The 15,440-nt window shown below is 67.3% G+C and carries 10 protein-coding genes; 9 read left to right on the top strand and 1 reads right to left on the bottom strand.

Translation table 11 applies throughout. The features are described from left to right. The first annotated feature begins 141 nt into the window (after positions 1–141). Complete coding sequence (gene guaB, locus ACRB8A_RS13390) at positions 142–1,653, top strand: IMP dehydrogenase (protein ID WP_050685796.1); 1,512 nt, start codon at positions 142–144, stop codon at positions 1,651–1,653. Between the two features lie 82 nt (positions 1,654–1,735). Beyond that, the gene (locus ACRB8A_RS13385; protein ID WP_432244856.1) at positions 1,736–3,664 is read left to right on the top strand and encodes an ABC transporter ATP-binding protein; all 1,929 of its coding nucleotides are present in this window, start codon (positions 1,736–1,738) and stop codon (positions 3,662–3,664) included. Here the strand turns inward: ACRB8A_RS13385 and ACRB8A_RS13380 are convergent. Beyond that, complete coding sequence (locus ACRB8A_RS13380; RefSeq protein WP_050685800.1) at positions 3,624–4,265, bottom strand: hypothetical protein; 642 nt, start codon at positions 4,263–4,265, stop codon at positions 3,624–3,626. The genes ACRB8A_RS13385 and ACRB8A_RS13380 overlap by 41 nt on opposite strands. Positions 4,266–4,360: 95 nt before the next feature. Between ACRB8A_RS13380 and ACRB8A_RS13375 the strand changes: the two genes are divergently transcribed. The 7 genes from ACRB8A_RS13375 to ACRB8A_RS13345 all read left to right on the top strand — a co-directional run bounded on the left by ACRB8A_RS13375 (position 4,361) and on the right by ACRB8A_RS13345 (position 15,427). After that, complete coding sequence (locus ACRB8A_RS13375; RefSeq protein ID WP_050685802.1) at positions 4,361–5,497, top strand: GuaB3 family IMP dehydrogenase-related protein; 1,137 nt, start codon at positions 4,361–4,363, stop codon at positions 5,495–5,497. A 135-nt stretch (positions 5,498–5,632) separates the two neighbouring features. Further along, positions 5,633–7,372 (top strand): glycerol-3-phosphate dehydrogenase/oxidase, encoded by a 1,740-nt coding sequence (locus ACRB8A_RS13370; protein ID WP_050685804.1) that lies wholly within the window; start codon positions 5,633–5,635, stop codon positions 7,370–7,372. Positions 7,373–7,414: 42 nt separating this feature from the next. Further along, positions 7,415–7,903, top strand: a complete 489-nt coding sequence (locus ACRB8A_RS13365; RefSeq protein WP_050685806.1) for a PTS sugar transporter subunit IIA — start codon at positions 7,415–7,417, stop codon at positions 7,901–7,903. An 80-nt stretch (positions 7,904–7,983) separates the two neighbouring features. Continuing rightward, a complete protein-coding gene (locus ACRB8A_RS13360) occupies positions 7,984–8,808 on the top strand; it encodes an SURF1 family protein (RefSeq protein ID WP_432244855.1) in 825 nt (274 codons plus the stop codon). Next, the gene (locus tag ACRB8A_RS13355; RefSeq protein WP_285240675.1) at positions 8,805–9,311 is read left to right on the top strand and encodes a DUF3817 domain-containing protein; all 507 of its coding nucleotides are present in this window, start codon (positions 8,805–8,807) and stop codon (positions 9,309–9,311) included. The genes ACRB8A_RS13360 and ACRB8A_RS13355 overlap by 4 nt, the downstream gene beginning before the upstream one ends. Positions 9,312–9,416: 105 nt before the next feature. Next, entirely contained in the window at positions 9,417–11,006 is a 1,590-nt protein-coding gene (guaA, locus tag ACRB8A_RS13350; RefSeq protein ID WP_050685962.1) for a glutamine-hydrolyzing GMP synthase, read from the top strand. A 128-nt stretch (positions 11,007–11,134) separates the two neighbouring features. Further along, entirely contained in the window at positions 11,135–15,427 is a 4,293-nt protein-coding gene (locus ACRB8A_RS13345; protein WP_432244854.1) for an AAA family ATPase, read from the top strand. Positions 15,428–15,440 lie beyond the last annotated feature (13 nt).

The following is a 15,440-nucleotide window of genomic DNA, read 5'->3' as shown; positions in this document are numbered from 1 at the left end:
TTACTCAATACTTTCTGCCTCCCGGCGGCCGTCCTTCCCGGCCGTCCCGGCGGAATTCCTGCACAGGCCAGTTCCGTAATGACGGGCTGGTCATCGGCTGCAACCCCTACCCGCCAAGCAACCAAGGTAAGAGGCGCACTCATGACCGAGCCCGAACACAATCCCTTCGCCCTCATCGGTTTGACCTACGACGACGTGCTGCTCCTGCCGGGCCACACGGACGTCATCCCGTCCGAGGCGGACACCTCCTCACGGATCTCCAAACGGATCACGGTGCAGACCCCGTTGCTCTCCGCAGCCATGGACACCGTCACCGAATCCCGGATGGCCATCGCCATGGCCCGCCAAGGCGGCCTGGGCGTGGTGCACCGCAACCTGTCCATCCAGGACCAGGCTGACCAGGTGGACCGGGTCAAGCGCAGCGAGTCGGGAATGATCACCAACCCGCTGACCATCGGCCCTGAGGCCACACTGGCGGAACTGGACGAGATCTGCTCCCAGTACCGTGTTTCCGGGCTGCCCGTGGTTGATGAGGGCATGCGGCTGCTCGGCATCGTCACCAACCGCGACACCCGGTTTGTGCCGGAAGCCGACTTTCCGCTGCGGCTGGTCAGCGACGTCATGACCAAGATGCCGCTAATCACCGGCCACGTGGGGATCAGCCGCGAGGAGGCCTCGCACAAGCTGGCCACCAACAAGATCGAAAAGCTGCCCCTGGTGGATGAGCAGGGCCGGCTCAAGGGCCTGATCACCACCAAGGACTTCACCAAGGCGGAGCAGTACCCGCTGGCCACCAAGGATGATGAAGGCCGCCTCCGGGTCGGTGCCGCCATCGGCTTCTTCGGCGACGGCTGGGAGCGGGCCATGACGCTGGTTGACGCCGGCGTGGACGCCTTGTTTGTGGACACCGCCAACGGCCACTCGCAGGGTGTGCTGGACATGATCCGCCGGCTCAAGTCCGATCCCGTGGCCGCGCACGTGGACATCATCGGCGGCCAGGCGGCCACCCGTGAGGGCGCGCAGGCACTCATCGACGCCGGCGCCGACGGCATCAAAGTGGGCGTGGGCCCCGGGTCCATCTGCACCACCCGCGTGGTGGCCGGTGTGGGTGTCCCGCAGATCACCGCCATCCACGAGTCCGCGAAGGCGGCCATCCCGGCCGGCGTGCCGCTGATCGCCGACGGCGGCCTGCAGTACTCCGGCGACATCGGCAAGGCCCTGGTGGCCGGTGCCGATACCGTGATGCTGGGCTCCCTGCTGGCTGGCTGCGACGAGTCCCCGGGCGAGCTGATCTTCGTCAACGGCAAACAGTTCAAGTCCTACCGCGGCATGGGCTCCCTGGGCGCCATGCAGTCCCGTGGAAAGAACACGTCCTACTCCAAGGACCGCTACTTCCAGGCCGACGTCTCCGGCGATGACAAGCTCATCCCCGAGGGCATCGAAGGCCGGGTGGCCTACCGCGGCCCGCTGGCGTCCGTGGCGTACCAGCTGGTGGGCGGCCTCCGCCAGACCATGTTCTACACCGGCGCCCCCACCATCCCCGAGCTCAAGATCCGGGGCAAGTTCGTCCGGATCACCGCGGCCGGTCTGAAGGAATCGCACCCGCACGACATCCAGATGACCGTCGAGGCGCCCAACTACGGTTCACGCTGACGTTCAAAAAACCATCCACACAGGCCACGGGGAGCAATCCCTGTGGCCTGTGTGTTTCCGTGCCGGGAACTAGGCTGTAGGCATGCCCGCATCACGCCACCCGGAGGAACTGAGTCCCAGGAAGGACCCGCAGCGGCGGCTGGCGCTGGGCCCTTACGCCCGGGCCGTTGCGCAGGTCCTGCGGGTCAGCTTCCGGGCCTCGCCCGGGGCAGTGATCATGAAGGTGCTAGGCTCCGTGATCTCCGCCGTGCTGCCCCTGGTCACCACTTACTACGCGGCGCTGACCACCACCGCCCTGGCGGCCGCGTATGCCGGCGACGCCGCCGCCGGCCAGCTGGCTATTGTGTACGTGGTCATCACCGCGGCCCTTGGCCTGTTCTGGGGCGCGTTCAACAGCGTTGACCGCTACATCCAGCAGCTGATGAGCTTCAAAGTGGGCGCCATTGTGGGCGACCAGATGTACGAACGCTTCCTGGCCCTGGAGTTCTGGCGCTACGATGACAAGGAAACGGTGGACCTGTACGACAGGGCCAAGCGGTTCTCCGATTCCTACGCCCGCGTCCTGGACCGGATTGCCGCCATTTTCACGCAGCTGGTCTCCGTGCTCCTGGCCATCGGTGCGCTGCTGCTGGTCAGCTGGTGGATCGCCGTGATTGTCCTGGTGGCCATCGTGCCCAGCGTGTACCTGCAGTTCAAGCTCTCCCGCGAACAGATTGCCCACTGGAACACACAGGTCGATTCCCGCCGCCAGCGCCGCATGATCGAAACGAACCTGCTGCGCCCCCAGCACATCGCCGAGATGCGCCTCTACGGGATCGTGACGTACCTGATGGACTTCCGCTCGCGCCTGCGTGACGCGGACGAACGCCGCCGCCTGGACTTCCAGCGACGCTACATACCCAAGCAGCTGGCAGCTGACGCCCTCCAGTACGGGGCCGAGGTGGTTTCCCTGATCTGGGTGGTGGGGCAGATCATCGCCCGCGCGCAGCCCGTGGGCCAGTTCCTGTACGTCCAGCAGATCGTCAGCAGGGCGCTGTCCACGGCCAACAACCTGGTGTCATCCCTCAGTTCCATCGACGAGGACCTGGCCAACCTCAAGGACTACGAGCTGTTTATGGCCCTGCCGGCGCACTCGGAGTACGCCCCGCCGCTGCTGGGAGCCCCGTCCGTGGTGGAGCTTAAGGACATCCGTTTTACGTATACCGGAAGTGACACCGAAGTGATCCGGGGGATCAGCCTGACCATCCGCGAAGGCCAGCACATCGCGATCGTGGGGGAGAACGGCGCCGGAAAATCGACGCTGATCCGGATCCTGGCGGGCCTGTACCGGCCCGATTCAGGGCAGGTGATGCTCGACGGCGTTGACCTCGCCGCCGTCGACGTCACCTCCTGGCACCGGCACCTGGCCGTGCTCAGCCAGGAATTCCTGAAGTACGAGTTCGCCACCGCGGCGGAAAACATCTGGTTCGGCGACGTGGGGGAGCCCCGCGACGACGCCCGGATCAGGACGTCCGCTGCGGAAGCCGAGGCGCTGGACTTCATCGAAAAGCTGCCCAACGGGCTCAACAACCACGTCAGCAACTGGATGGAGGATCCCCGCGGCCGGAAGGGGAGCGGGCTCTCCGGCGGGCAATGGCAGCGCCTGGCGATGGCCCGGAACTTCTACCGCCGCGCCGCTTTTATGATCATGGACGAGCCCACCTCGGCGATCGACGCCCTGGCAGAGCACCGGATCTTCACCCGGCTGTTCGCGGAGCGCGCCAGCACCATCATCGCCATCAGCCACCGCCTGGCCACCATCGAGAAGGCGGACATTGTGTACATGCTGGAGGACGGGCAGGTGGTGGAGCAGGGCACCCACAAGGAACTTGTGGCCCGCCGCGGCAGGTACTTCCGGATGTTCGAATCGCAGCTTGGCGACCAGCCAGACCTGCCCGACCTGCCGGACCTGCCCGACCTGCCGGCGGACCCTACCGGCGTGCGCCCGGGCGTGGACGCCGGCGGGGCGTAGCGTCCTGCACCGTGGTGCGGACCCGGGCCAGGCTCGGCTGCGGCGGGACACTGCTGAACCCAAACGTCACAGCCGGCCGGACAGCGGCCAGGGACCCGGCGTCGGCCCCGTCCCAGGCCACGGCAGCGGAGTCGATGCGGTGCAGGTCGCTCACCCCGTAGTACTCCCAGCGGCCGCTGCCGGCCGAACCGGACGTCCGCGACCCACGGCTCACCAGGCCCGCCAGCGGACTGACCGCACGCAGCCAGGACGGGTGCACCGCCAGCCGCCGGGGCAGCGCCCGCAACCCGGACCCCAGGAAGGTCCTGCCGCCCACGCCCGCGCGGACAGCCAGCGGACCGGCGTCGACCGTCAGGATCCCGTCAGCCAGGCGGGCTGAAACGTCCACCACGGTGACCTCGTCGAAACTGTAGGTGGCGGCGATGAACTCCGCGATGGGTGCGGCGGGAGCCAGGAGCAGCCGGTGGCCGGACGGTTCCTGGACCATAACGTCGGCAAACGCACCGAAGGGCGAGTCCTGCCAGATCCCCACCACCGCACGCAGGCCGGAGGTGGTGCCGATTCCGGCGATGTGCCCGTCAAAAATCCAGCGGCTTCCCATCCATCCACTGTAGCCACCCCTCCGGGCCGCCCCGGATTCCGCCCCGGCCCCGCGCTGGTCCGTGATCAGGGGGGCGGCTGGGATAACCTAGAGCAGTGACTTACGAGATCGAGATCGGCCGTGGCAAGCGTGGGCGTCGTGCCTACTCCCTGGATGACATTGCAATCGTCCCCAACCGTCGCACACGCGACCCCAAGGACGTCTCTGTCTCCTGGCAGATCGATGCATACCAGTTCAGCATGCCGGTCATCGCCGCGCCCATGGATTCCGCCATGTCGCCGCAGACGGCCATCGCGCTGGGCCGCCTGGGCGGGCTCGGTGTCCTGGACCTCGAAGGCCTTTGGACCCGATACGAGGACCCGCAGCCGGTCCTGGACGAGATCGGCGCACTGCAGGATGAAACCAACAGCCCTGCAGTGACCTGCAGGATGCAGGATCTTTACCGGGCACCCATCCAGCCGGAATTGATTACTTCCCGCCTCGCCGAAATGCGTGACGCCGGCGTGACCGTGGCCGGGTCCCTGACCCCGCAGCGCACCCAGGAGCACTACAAAACGGTCCTGGCCGCCGGCGTCGACATCTTTGTCATCCGCGGCACCACCGTCTCCGCCGAACACGTGTCCAAGGACCACGAGCCGCTGAACCTCAAGCAGTTCATCTACGAACTCGATGTTCCCGTGATTGTGGGCGGCGCCGCAGGCTACACGCCTGCGCTGCACCTCATGCGGACCGGCGCGGCCGGCGTGCTGGTGGGCTTCGGCGGCGGCGCAACCACCACCACCCGCCGGGCCCTGGGCATCCACGCGCCCATGGCGTCGGCGATTTCCGACGTCGCAGCCGCCCGCCGCGACTACATGGACGAGTCCGGCGGCCGCTACGTGCACGTGATTGCCGACGGCGGCATGGGCGCCTCAGGTGACATCGTCAAGGCCATCGCCATGGGCGCCGACGCCGTGATGCTGGGCAGCGCGCTGGCACGCGCCGAGGAAGCGCCGGGCAAGGGCTGGCACTGGGGCCAGGAGGCCCACCACCTGGAACTGCCCCGCGGCGACCGGGCCAACGTGGGCACCGTGGGCCCCCTGGAGGAAGTCCTCTTCGGCCCGGGCCACCACACCAACGGAACGTCCAACCTCATCGGCGCCCTGCGCCGTTCGATGGCTACCACCGGCTACTCGGACCTGAAGGAATTCCAGCGCGTCGACGTCGTCGTCTCCCCGTACGCGGGTAACTGACGCGCCAGGCCGGTTCGGGGCCGCGCCTGCCCTGACCGGCCTGTGCTGACCGGCCTGCCGTCCACCGGCCTGCCCAAGTCTGCCGCGAGCAAGTAGTGTGGCTTTAGACGGCACATGAGGCACTGGAGGCGTTCAATGAAGAGTAGTCCGGCAAACGGCGGGGCGCTCGGCCCCGAAGCCAGGGAAGCATCCATCCAGCGGCTGCGGGCAACCACCGAACCCGGCCGGGAACTCGACATCCTGATCGTGGGCGGCGGAATCGTGGGCACAGGGGCCGCCCTTGACGCCGTCACCCGCGGCCTGAGCGTGGGAATCGTTGAAGCCAACGACTGGGCCGCCGGCACTTCCTCGCGGTCATCGAAGCTCATCCACGGCGGCCTGCGCTACCTCGAGATGCTCGACTTCGCCCTCGTCAAGGAAGCGCTCCAGGAACGCGGGCTGCTGCTTTCAACCCTCGCACCGCACCTGGCCCGGCCCGTGCCTTTCCTGTACCCCCTCACCAAACCTTTCTTCGAACGGCCTTACGTCGGCGCGGGCATCGCCCTCTACGACGCGATGTCCATTTCCAGCGGCCACAACCGCGGCGTGCCGTTCCACAAACACCTCAGCCGGCGCGGCACCCTGCGCGCAGCCCCCAGCCTGAAGGACGACGCCTTTGTCGGTTCCATCAGGTACTACGACGGACAGGTGGACGACGCGAAGTACTGCGCCAACCTCATCCGCACGGCTGCCCATTACGGCGCCCACGCCGTCAACCGGATGGCAGTGGTGGACTTTGTCCGCGAGGGCGAACGGGTGGTGGGCGCCAAGGTGGTCAACCACGAGGACGGCTCGCAGTTCAAGATCCGCGCCAAGCAGGTCATCAACGCCACCGGTGTGTGGACGGACGAAACCCAGGCCATGGTCACTGACCGTGGCCAGCTCAAGGTCCGGGCCTCCAAGGGCATCCACCTGGTGGTGCCCCGCGACCGGTTCCAATCCACGGTGGGCCTGATCCTGCGGACGGAGAAGTCCGTGCTGTTCGTCATCCCCTGGGGCCGGCACTGGATCATCGGCACCACGGACACGGACTGGAACCTCGACAAGGCCCACCCGGCGGCGTCCAGCAAGGACATCGACTACATCCTGGAACACGTCAACAAGGTCCTGAAGCGGCCGCTGACCCGGGAAGACGTGGAAGGCGTGTACGCCGGGCTCCGGCCCCTCCTCGCCGGCGAGAACGACTCCACCGCCAAGCTTTCCCGCGAACACGTCGTGGCGCACCCGGTCCCGGGCCTGGTGGTGGTGGCCGGCGGTAAATGGACCACCTACCGGGTGATGGCCAAGGATGCCGTGGACGAAGCCACGCGCACCATGGACGAGCGCGTGCCCCCAAGCTGCACTGAGACGATTCCGCTGCTGGGCGCCAGTGGCTTCAAGGCCGCGTGGAACCGCCGCAACCGGACTGCTGAGGAATCCGGGGTGCACGTGGCCCGGATCGAACACCTGCTCAACCGGTACGGCGCCATGATCCCGGAGGTCCTGGCCATCATCGCCGCGAACCCCGACCTGGCCGAACCGCTGCCCGGCGCGGACGACTACCTGCAGGCCGAGGCCGTGTACGCCGCCACCCACGAAGGCGCCCGCCACGTCAATGACGTCCTGACCCGGCGCACCCGGATCTCCATCGAGGCGTGGGACCGCGGTGTGTCTGCCGTGCCCGTTGTCGCTAAACTGATGGGTGACGTCCTCGGCTGGAGCGACGCTCAGCGCGAAAATGAAGTCCGGAACTACATTGCCCGCGTGGAAGCGGAACGCCTCAGCCAGCAACAGCCGGACGACGAATCCGCAGACGCCGCCCGGCTGGGCGTGGAGGACATCGTGCCCTTGCGCTGAGGGGCGTCCCTGCCCTGCACCGCTGACCGAAAGGGATACGCCTTGGCGGAACCACTTGACCCGTACGATGCTGAACTCACCACCCCGGACATGGTGATCCTCGAACTGGCGGCCACAGACAAGACCGACGCCGCCAACCAGTTGGCCGAACGGCTCCACGCGGCCGGCCGCATCACCGACCTCGCCGGCTTCCTCACGCACGTCAACGCCCGGGAACACCAACTGGCCACGGGACTCCCGGGCGGCATCGGGCTGCCGCATGCGCGGAGCGAATTTGTCTCCCGCACCTCCATCGCCGTGGGCATCACCAAGTACGGCCACGCCCTGGACTTCGGGGCTGCCGACGGGCCCGCAACCGTGATCCTGCTCATTGCGACGCCGGCCAGCTCCTTCTCCGACCACCTGGAAGTCCTGGCAACCCTTGCCAGGTCATTGTCCAAGGAGTCCTTCCGCGATTCCCTGCGCCGTGCCTACGACGCCGAGGTCATCGCGGAGTTGATCAATTCCAGCCTGGTGTTCTTCGACCACTGAGCAGGCCCCCGGCGCCGCCTCCGACAGGTGGGATTGCCGGCGTTTAGTTGTTCTACAGCGCTACGAAGTACGGTTAAGACGTGTGGAAAACAGCCCTTAAGCCCCGGTGGATCGCAGGATTCGTGTTTGCGATCGCCGTTTCCGGGGTGTTTGTGCTGCTCAGCCAGTGGCAGTTCGGCAGGTCCACCCAGCCTGAGATGCCGGTCAACCCCGCCACCGAGCAGGTGCAGGCCCTCACGGGCATCCTGGAACCGGGGGATTTCTTCCACGGTAGCGACGCCGACCAGATGGTCTCGGCGACGGGCAGCTACGACCCTGCCAAGCAGGTCCTGGTTCCCAACCGGCTGCACGACGGCACCTCCGGCTACTGGGTGGTTTCCGCGTTCGCAGTAGCGGGTGCGCCCACCCTGGACGGCGTGGCCGCCACCCCCAAAACCTGGATTCCCGTGGCGCGCGGCTGGGTGGCCGAGCCCGGTGACGCGGCAGCACCGCCGTCGGGCGCCATTGAACTGACCGGCCGCCTGCTGCCGTCCGAGGCGCCGCTCCCGGAAACCTTCCCGCAGCCCGGCCAGGCCACCGCCGTATCGGTCGCGGAACTGATCAACTACTGGGACGTCAGCAGCTACCCGGGTTTCATTTCCGCCACTGCCGAACTGGCCGCCGGCACCGACGTCAGTGCCGCCGCCGTGCCGGGGGACCTGCGTCCGCTGGACATCGGCCCGCAGCCGCCGGCGCAACAGGTCAACTGGCTGAACCTGTTCTACTCCCTGGAGTGGGTGGTCTTCGCCGGGTTTGCCCTCTTCATTTGGTGGCGGCTGGTCAAGGACGACTACCGGCGGGACCTTGAAGAGCTTGACGACGAACCGACTTCCCCTGAACCGATCCAGCAAAAGGTAAAGCCATGATTGATCCGAAACCGGCCACCCCGGCCCAGGCCACCGCAGGCAAGCCCGCCGGCCGGAAACGCCGCTTCGGCGGCACCGAAGCCCAGATCCGGTCCGCGCTGAAGTTCTACAAGGTCCTCGCCTACCTCACCGGCGGCATGCTGCTGCTGCTGTGCGCCGAGCTGATCGCCCGCTACGGATTCGGTGCGTACCTGTTCGCCGGTGGCACCAACGCCGTCACCGGCCAGCCTTTCGGGTTCGGCTTCGCCGCGGCCGAGCCCCCGGCGGTGCTGGACGGCGTCAACCTGTCGATCGCGGTGCTGATTGTGCATGGCTGGATGTACGTGGTGTATCTGATGTCCAACTTCCGGCTCTGGACGCTTATGCGCTGGCCCTTCCTGAAAATGATCGTCCTTGCCCTTGGCGGGGTGGTTCCGTTCCTGTCCTTCTTTGTGGAGAAAAAGGTGCACGCCGAGGTGGAAGCCGAATTGGCGGCACACCCGCAGGCACCCCAGCGCTACTGACCCGCGCTGCCGGGATGACGCTGCCAAGTGGGTGGCAGCGTCTGCTCCGTCACAGCCGGGCCCCTCAAGGTGCGCCGGCGCAAGGGCGCCAAGTACGCTAGTACGGTGACTACTCCCACTGCATCCCAGACTTCCCAGAAGCCGGTGCTGGTTGTTGACTACGGTGCCCAGTACGCGCAGCTGATTGCCCGCCGCGTCCGGGAAGCGAATGTGTATTCGGAAGTGGTTCCGCATACCTACTCCACCGAGCAACTCCTGGCCAAAAACCCGGCGGCCATCATCCTGTCCGGCGGCCCGTCGAGCGTCTACGCCGACGGTGCACCCAGCGTCGGCGCCGACCTCTTCGAAGCCGGCGTGCCCGTCTTCGGCATCTGCTACGGCTTCCAGGCCATGGCCAACGCCCTGGGCGGCAAGGTGGACAAGACCGGCCTGCGGGAATACGGCTCCACCGAGACCACCGTCCTGGGCGAGGCCCGCTCGGTCCTCGACGGGATGCCGCAGCACCAGAACACCTGGATGAGCCACGGCGACTCCGTGCACGAGGCCCCTCCGGGCTTCGAGGTCCTGGCCACCACGGCGGGCGCCGAAGTGGCAGCCTTCGCCAACGAGGAAAAGTGCCTTTACGGCGTGCAGTGGCACCCCGAGGTCAAGCACTCCGCCTACGGACAGCAGGTCCTGGAGAACTTCCTGTTCAAGGGCGCCAAGCTCGAACCCAACTGGACTACCGGCAACATCCTCGAAGAGCAGGTGGACCGCATCCGCCAGCAGGTAGGCGATGCCCGGGTCATCTGCGGCCTCTCCGGCGGCGTTGACTCCGCCGTGGCCGCCGCCCTGGTGCAGCGCGCCGTGGGCGACCAGCTGACGTGCGTGTTCGTGGACCACGGACTGCTGCGCGAAGGCGAAGCCGAACAGGTCGAACGCGACTTCGTGGCCGCCACCGGCGTGAAGCTGTACATCGCCAACGAGCAGGAACGCTTCCTGTCCGCCCTGGCAGGTGTCAGCGATCCCGAAACCAAACGCAAAATCATCGGCCGCGAATTCATCCGCGCCTTCGAAGAAGCGGAACTGGCCATCATCGCCGAAGCCGCCGCGCACGGCGAGAAGATCAAGTTCCTCGTCCAGGGCACTTTGTACCCTGACGTCGTCGAATCCGGCGGCGGCGAAGGTGCCGCCAACATCAAGAGCCACCACAACGTGGGCGGCCTGCCGGAGGACCTTCAGTTCGAACTCGTCGAGCCCCTGCGGGCGCTGTTCAAGGACGAGGTCCGAGCTGTCGGCGCCCAGCTGGGCCTGCCGCAGGAGATCGTGGGACGCCAGCCGTTCCCCGGACCCGGCCTCGGGATCCGGATCGTTGGCGACGTCACCAAGGAACGCCTGGACCTGCTGCGCAAGGCAGACGCGATTGCCCGCGCCGAGCTCACCGCCGCCGGCCTGGACAACGAGGTGTGGCAGATGCCCGTGGTGCTGCTCGCTGACGTCCGCAGCGTTGGCGTGATGGGGGACGGCCGCACCTACGGCCACCCGATCGTGCTCCGGCCCGTTTCCTCCGAGGACGCCATGACGGCCGACTGGTCGCGGTTGCCGTATGACCTGCTGGCCAGGATCTCCAACCGCATCACCAACGAAGTTGATGGTGTGAACCGTGTGGTTCTTGATGTGACCAGCAAGCCGCCGGGAACCATCGAGTGGGAATAGCAGGCTAAACGGCCGGCCTCCGAATGGAGGCCGGCCGTTCCTGCTTTCCCGGCAAAATCATTGCAAAATCGGGCCTGTACGTGTTGCGGTCTCCTAACTCCGGCGTCGAAGCGGCTACTCTCGAACGTATGCCGGTATGGTCCAGGTCCCCACGTGTTAATGCAGAAAAGAAGGCAGAAGTGTCAGTTGGTCAAGGCCACCAGGAAGGCTCGGAAGAGCTGCGCAAATGGCTGTCCGGGCTTAAACCCGTCACGGGTGCCGACACCATGCTGCGGTTCACCAAAACACCCGAAGGCTCCATTGACCTGACGCATGCACACCCGTCGGGGCTGGCCCAGCTGATGGCCGGCCGCAAGACCCGGCTGTCCACGCTCATCCGGGACCGGCAGCAGTACGTGGTGGCGGCGAGGGCTTCCCGGAACATCCGGTCCAAGATCTTTGAGCTGGCCAACGACCGCGGCATCGACGCCGGGTACCTGTCCGCCGGGACCGTGGTGTGGACGTCCGCCGTAGGTGGCAAACCCCAGCGGGTCTCCGCCCCGGTCATGCTCACGGCCATCTCCCTGACGGTCCGTCCGGGGGAGGACGACTTCGAACTTCAGTTGACCGAGCAGGCACACATCAACCCCGCCCTGGTACGGCACCTGAAGAACGTCCACGGCATCGTCTTTGACGTCAACGCAGTCACCCGGCTTGCCTACAGCACCGCCCGGTTCGATCCGCAGCCGGTCCTGGACCGGCTGTCCACCCTGATCGCACCCATCCACGGTGCCGAGGCCCAGCACAACCTGCTGGTTTCCACCTTCGCCGACCTTTCCGGCAACCTCGATGACCCGTGGATCAACGAATCGAACCCCCTCGTTGCAGCCCTGGCCGCGGCGTCCGGCGGGGATCGGGTGGACGTCGCAGCGCCCGATCCTTCCCGCTTCAGCCCCCTGGACGAGCGGGACCCCCAGGACGAACTGCTGCTCCTGGACGCGGACACGGACCAGCAGTATGTCCTGGACGCGGCCCGCGCCGGCGATTCCCTGGTGGTCAGCAGCCCGCCGGGAACCGGCCAGACACAGACAGCCATCAACACCATCGGCGCGCTGGTGGACGCCGGGAAGACAGTCCTGGTGGTGGGTGACCGCCGGGCCAGCCTCAGCGAGGCAGCCAGCCGGCTGGAGGATCTTGGCCTCGAATCCATCCTCTTCCAGCTCTCCGGAAACGTCACCGCCCAACAGCTCAAGGCCCAACTGGTCCGCGCCATCATGCGCAACGAAAAGTCGCTGGAACCGCAGTTGGGAAACCTGCACACCACGCTGGCCGAACACCGCCACGCCTTGATGGACCACGTGGCGTCCCTGCACAACGTGCGCGACCGCTGGGGCTGCTCGCCCTACCAGGCAATGCAGTCCCTGGCCGAGCTGACCTCCATCCACCCGGCGCCCGCCACCACTGTCCGGCTCAAGCGCAGCGTCCTGGACAGCATCCGCGACCGCGAGGAGCTGGCCGGCCGGCTGCGCCGGGCTGCTGAGCTGGGCAGCTTCAGCAAGGCATCCACCACCAGCCCGTGGCACGGTGCGAAACTGCTGAACCGCAAGGAAACCGAGGAAGCCCAGGACCTGGTCCGTGCTGTGGCAAAGAGCCTGCCGGTCCTGCGGGAGCGGATGAACGCCGTCGCGGAACACGCCGAAATCCGGCTCGGGGAAACGTTCACGGAATGGGGCGAGCAGCTCGAGCTGCTCGTGGCCGTGCGCGGCAGCCTGGACAAGTTCACGCCGGACATCTTCGACCGTCCGGTCACTGACCTGATTTCCGCTACGGCGTCCTCGTCCTGGCGGCGTGAACGCGGCGTTGATATGGCCGCCATGCAGCGCTCCCGCCTCCGCCGCGTGGCCAAGGAGTACGTCCGGCCCGGTGTCCACATCTCCGACCTCCACACCTCCCTGGGCCTGGTCCAGGAGCAACGCGCCCTGTGGGCCGGCTATGCCACCACCCAGCGGCACCCGGCAGTGCCGTCCGGCCTGGCCGAACTGAACGTGATGTACCGCGACCTTGACCGGCAGCTGACCCGGCTCGGGTTGGCGCTGCGTCACACCGCATCCGGCGGTGCCCTGCATGGTGTCCGCTACGGGGACCTGATGGAACGCCTTGAGCGGCTGGTGGCCGACACCGACACCCTGAAGACCCTGCCGGAGCGCACACTCCTGGTGGAGAACATGCGCGAGCACGGCCTCGGTGAACTCCTGGACGACCTCGCTGCCCGGGAAGTACCGGCCGGCTCCGTGGCCGCGGAACTTGAGCTGGCCTGGTGGCAGTCGGCCCTCGAAGCAATGATCAGCGGCGACGACTACCTGGCCATGTCAGACGGCGATGCCCTGCGTACGCTGGAAGCGGAATACCGGCTGGCCGATAACGCCCACGTGGCCAGCGGCGCTGCCCGGCTTCGCTGGGACCTGGCCGAAAACTGGCGAACCGCCATCGCAGAGAAGCCCCGCCAGGCTGATCTCCTTCGCAGCCTCCTTAAGGACGGCCGCGTCTCCCTGCCTGCGCTCACCGCACAGGCACCGGACCTGATCGGGAGGCTGGTGCCCGTTTGGTCCGTCAGCCCGTACCTGATGACAGGCCTGCTGCCCGCCGAACAGCGCTTTGACGCCGTGGTCATCCTCGACGCCGAGGCCACGTCCCTGCAGGCCGTGCTGCCGTCGATCGCCCGCGCCCGCCAGGTGATTGCCTTCGGCGACGCCAGGATCGCCAGCCCGCGGACCTTCACCGTGGGGGTCGAACGCCTGGCCCCGGGTGAGACCGCCCACCAGCGGGTGGAGAGCGCCTACAGCGCGCTGGCAGCTGTCCTGCCGGTATGGTCCCTGAACTTCGTTTACCGTGCAGTGGACGAGGACCTGGTCCTCCAGCTGAGCAAGAACTTCTACGATTCCGGCCTCCGCCGGCTGCCGGAGGGCCAGTCCGCAACCGGACTGGACCGCGCGTTGCTGGTGGAATACCTGCCGGACGGCACGGGGCTGCCCAGCGCCGACCACGAAGGCGTCGAATCCGTAGTGGCAGAGGTCAGCCGCGTGGTGGACCTGGTGTTTGAACACGCCCGCCTGCGTCCCCGCGTCTCCCTGGCCGTCGTCACAGCCAGCCTCCGGCACGCCGCCCGGATCGGCGAATCCATCAGGCTGCAGCTGCCCAACCACCCCGGCCTTGCCGGGTTCTTCGGCGCCGGCCCTGAATCCTTCCGGGTGGTCGACCTGGAACGCGCGCAGGGCCTGGTCCGTGACCATGTCATCTTCTCGCCAGGTTATGGCCGCACCCCGCATGGCCGGGCACTGCACAACTTCGGGCCGCTCTCTGCCGATGGTGGCCGGGAGAAGTTCGCCCTGGCCATGACCCGAGCCCGGCAGTCCATGCACGTGCTGACCTGCTTCCGGCCCGAGGACCTGGACCACACCCGCCTTACGCATGGGGCAGTGGACCTTTATTCGCTGCTGGACCGGGAGATTTCCGGCAACACGGATCTTGGCACGCCCGCCTCCCGGGCCGCGGCCAGCGAGCAGGCCCTCGGTGCAGACCCGCTGGTTGCTGACCTCGGTGACCGCCTGCGGGCCCGCGGCGCCAGGGTGTGGCACCAGTACGACGGCGCCATCGATGTGGTGGCCGCCGCTGATCCGCTGAGCACCATGGGCCAGGACGATTCCGCCCTGAACCGGCCGGTGGCGATTGAATCCGACGGCACTGGGCAGTACCGCAGCATGAGCGTCCGTGAACGGAGCCGGCTGCGGCCGGAGCTGCTGGAGCGCCTGGGCTGGCGGTACATGCCGCTGTGGACCATTGAAGTCTTCACAGACCCGTCCGCCTGCGCGGACAGGATCGCAGGATACCTGGGACTTGAGCGGATGGTCCTGCCCGCCCGGACAGATCATGCCACGGGCTTCCTGGACGATGACGTGGACCAGGCACTGAACGGAATCGGCGCGGCAGGGCAGGCTGCCAGGCGGTCCGCCGCGGCCAGCCAGGAACGGGCCGCTGCTGCGGTTGCCGTGAATGAGCCGGCTGATGCTGCCCAGGGACCGGCCGCAGGCCCTGCAGCGGCTCCCGCCGCCGAAGCTGCGGACCTGCCGGACACCCGGAACCCCGGCGCCGACGGCGCTGAACCGGACACAGACGACCTACGGGCCACCGGCCCGGGCAACGAGGAGGCGGGCACCATGGCCGCGAACGAAACGACAAATGCCGCCGCAGGAGAGCAGCCTGCCGGCAGCAGCACTGACCCGTCCACGGCCGCTGAACCGGCGGACACTCCGGCCAACGGCACTGCAGGGACCGCCGGCATCCTCCCCACCAAGGCGGCGGAGGACGATCCCAAGGGCTGGGGCGACCGCGAGGACGACCACGATGCGTGGCTCAAGGAACAGAAGCCGCCGCACTGGAGCTGATGGCAGCGGGCTG

It is taken from the genome of Arthrobacter sp. G.S.26 (genome assembly GCF_050847375.1).
GTDB lineage: Bacteria > Actinomycetota > Actinomycetes > Actinomycetales > Micrococcaceae > Arthrobacter.
Note: the sequence above shows the minus strand (reverse complement) of the source record. Positions and strands in the feature narration are given on the sequence as shown.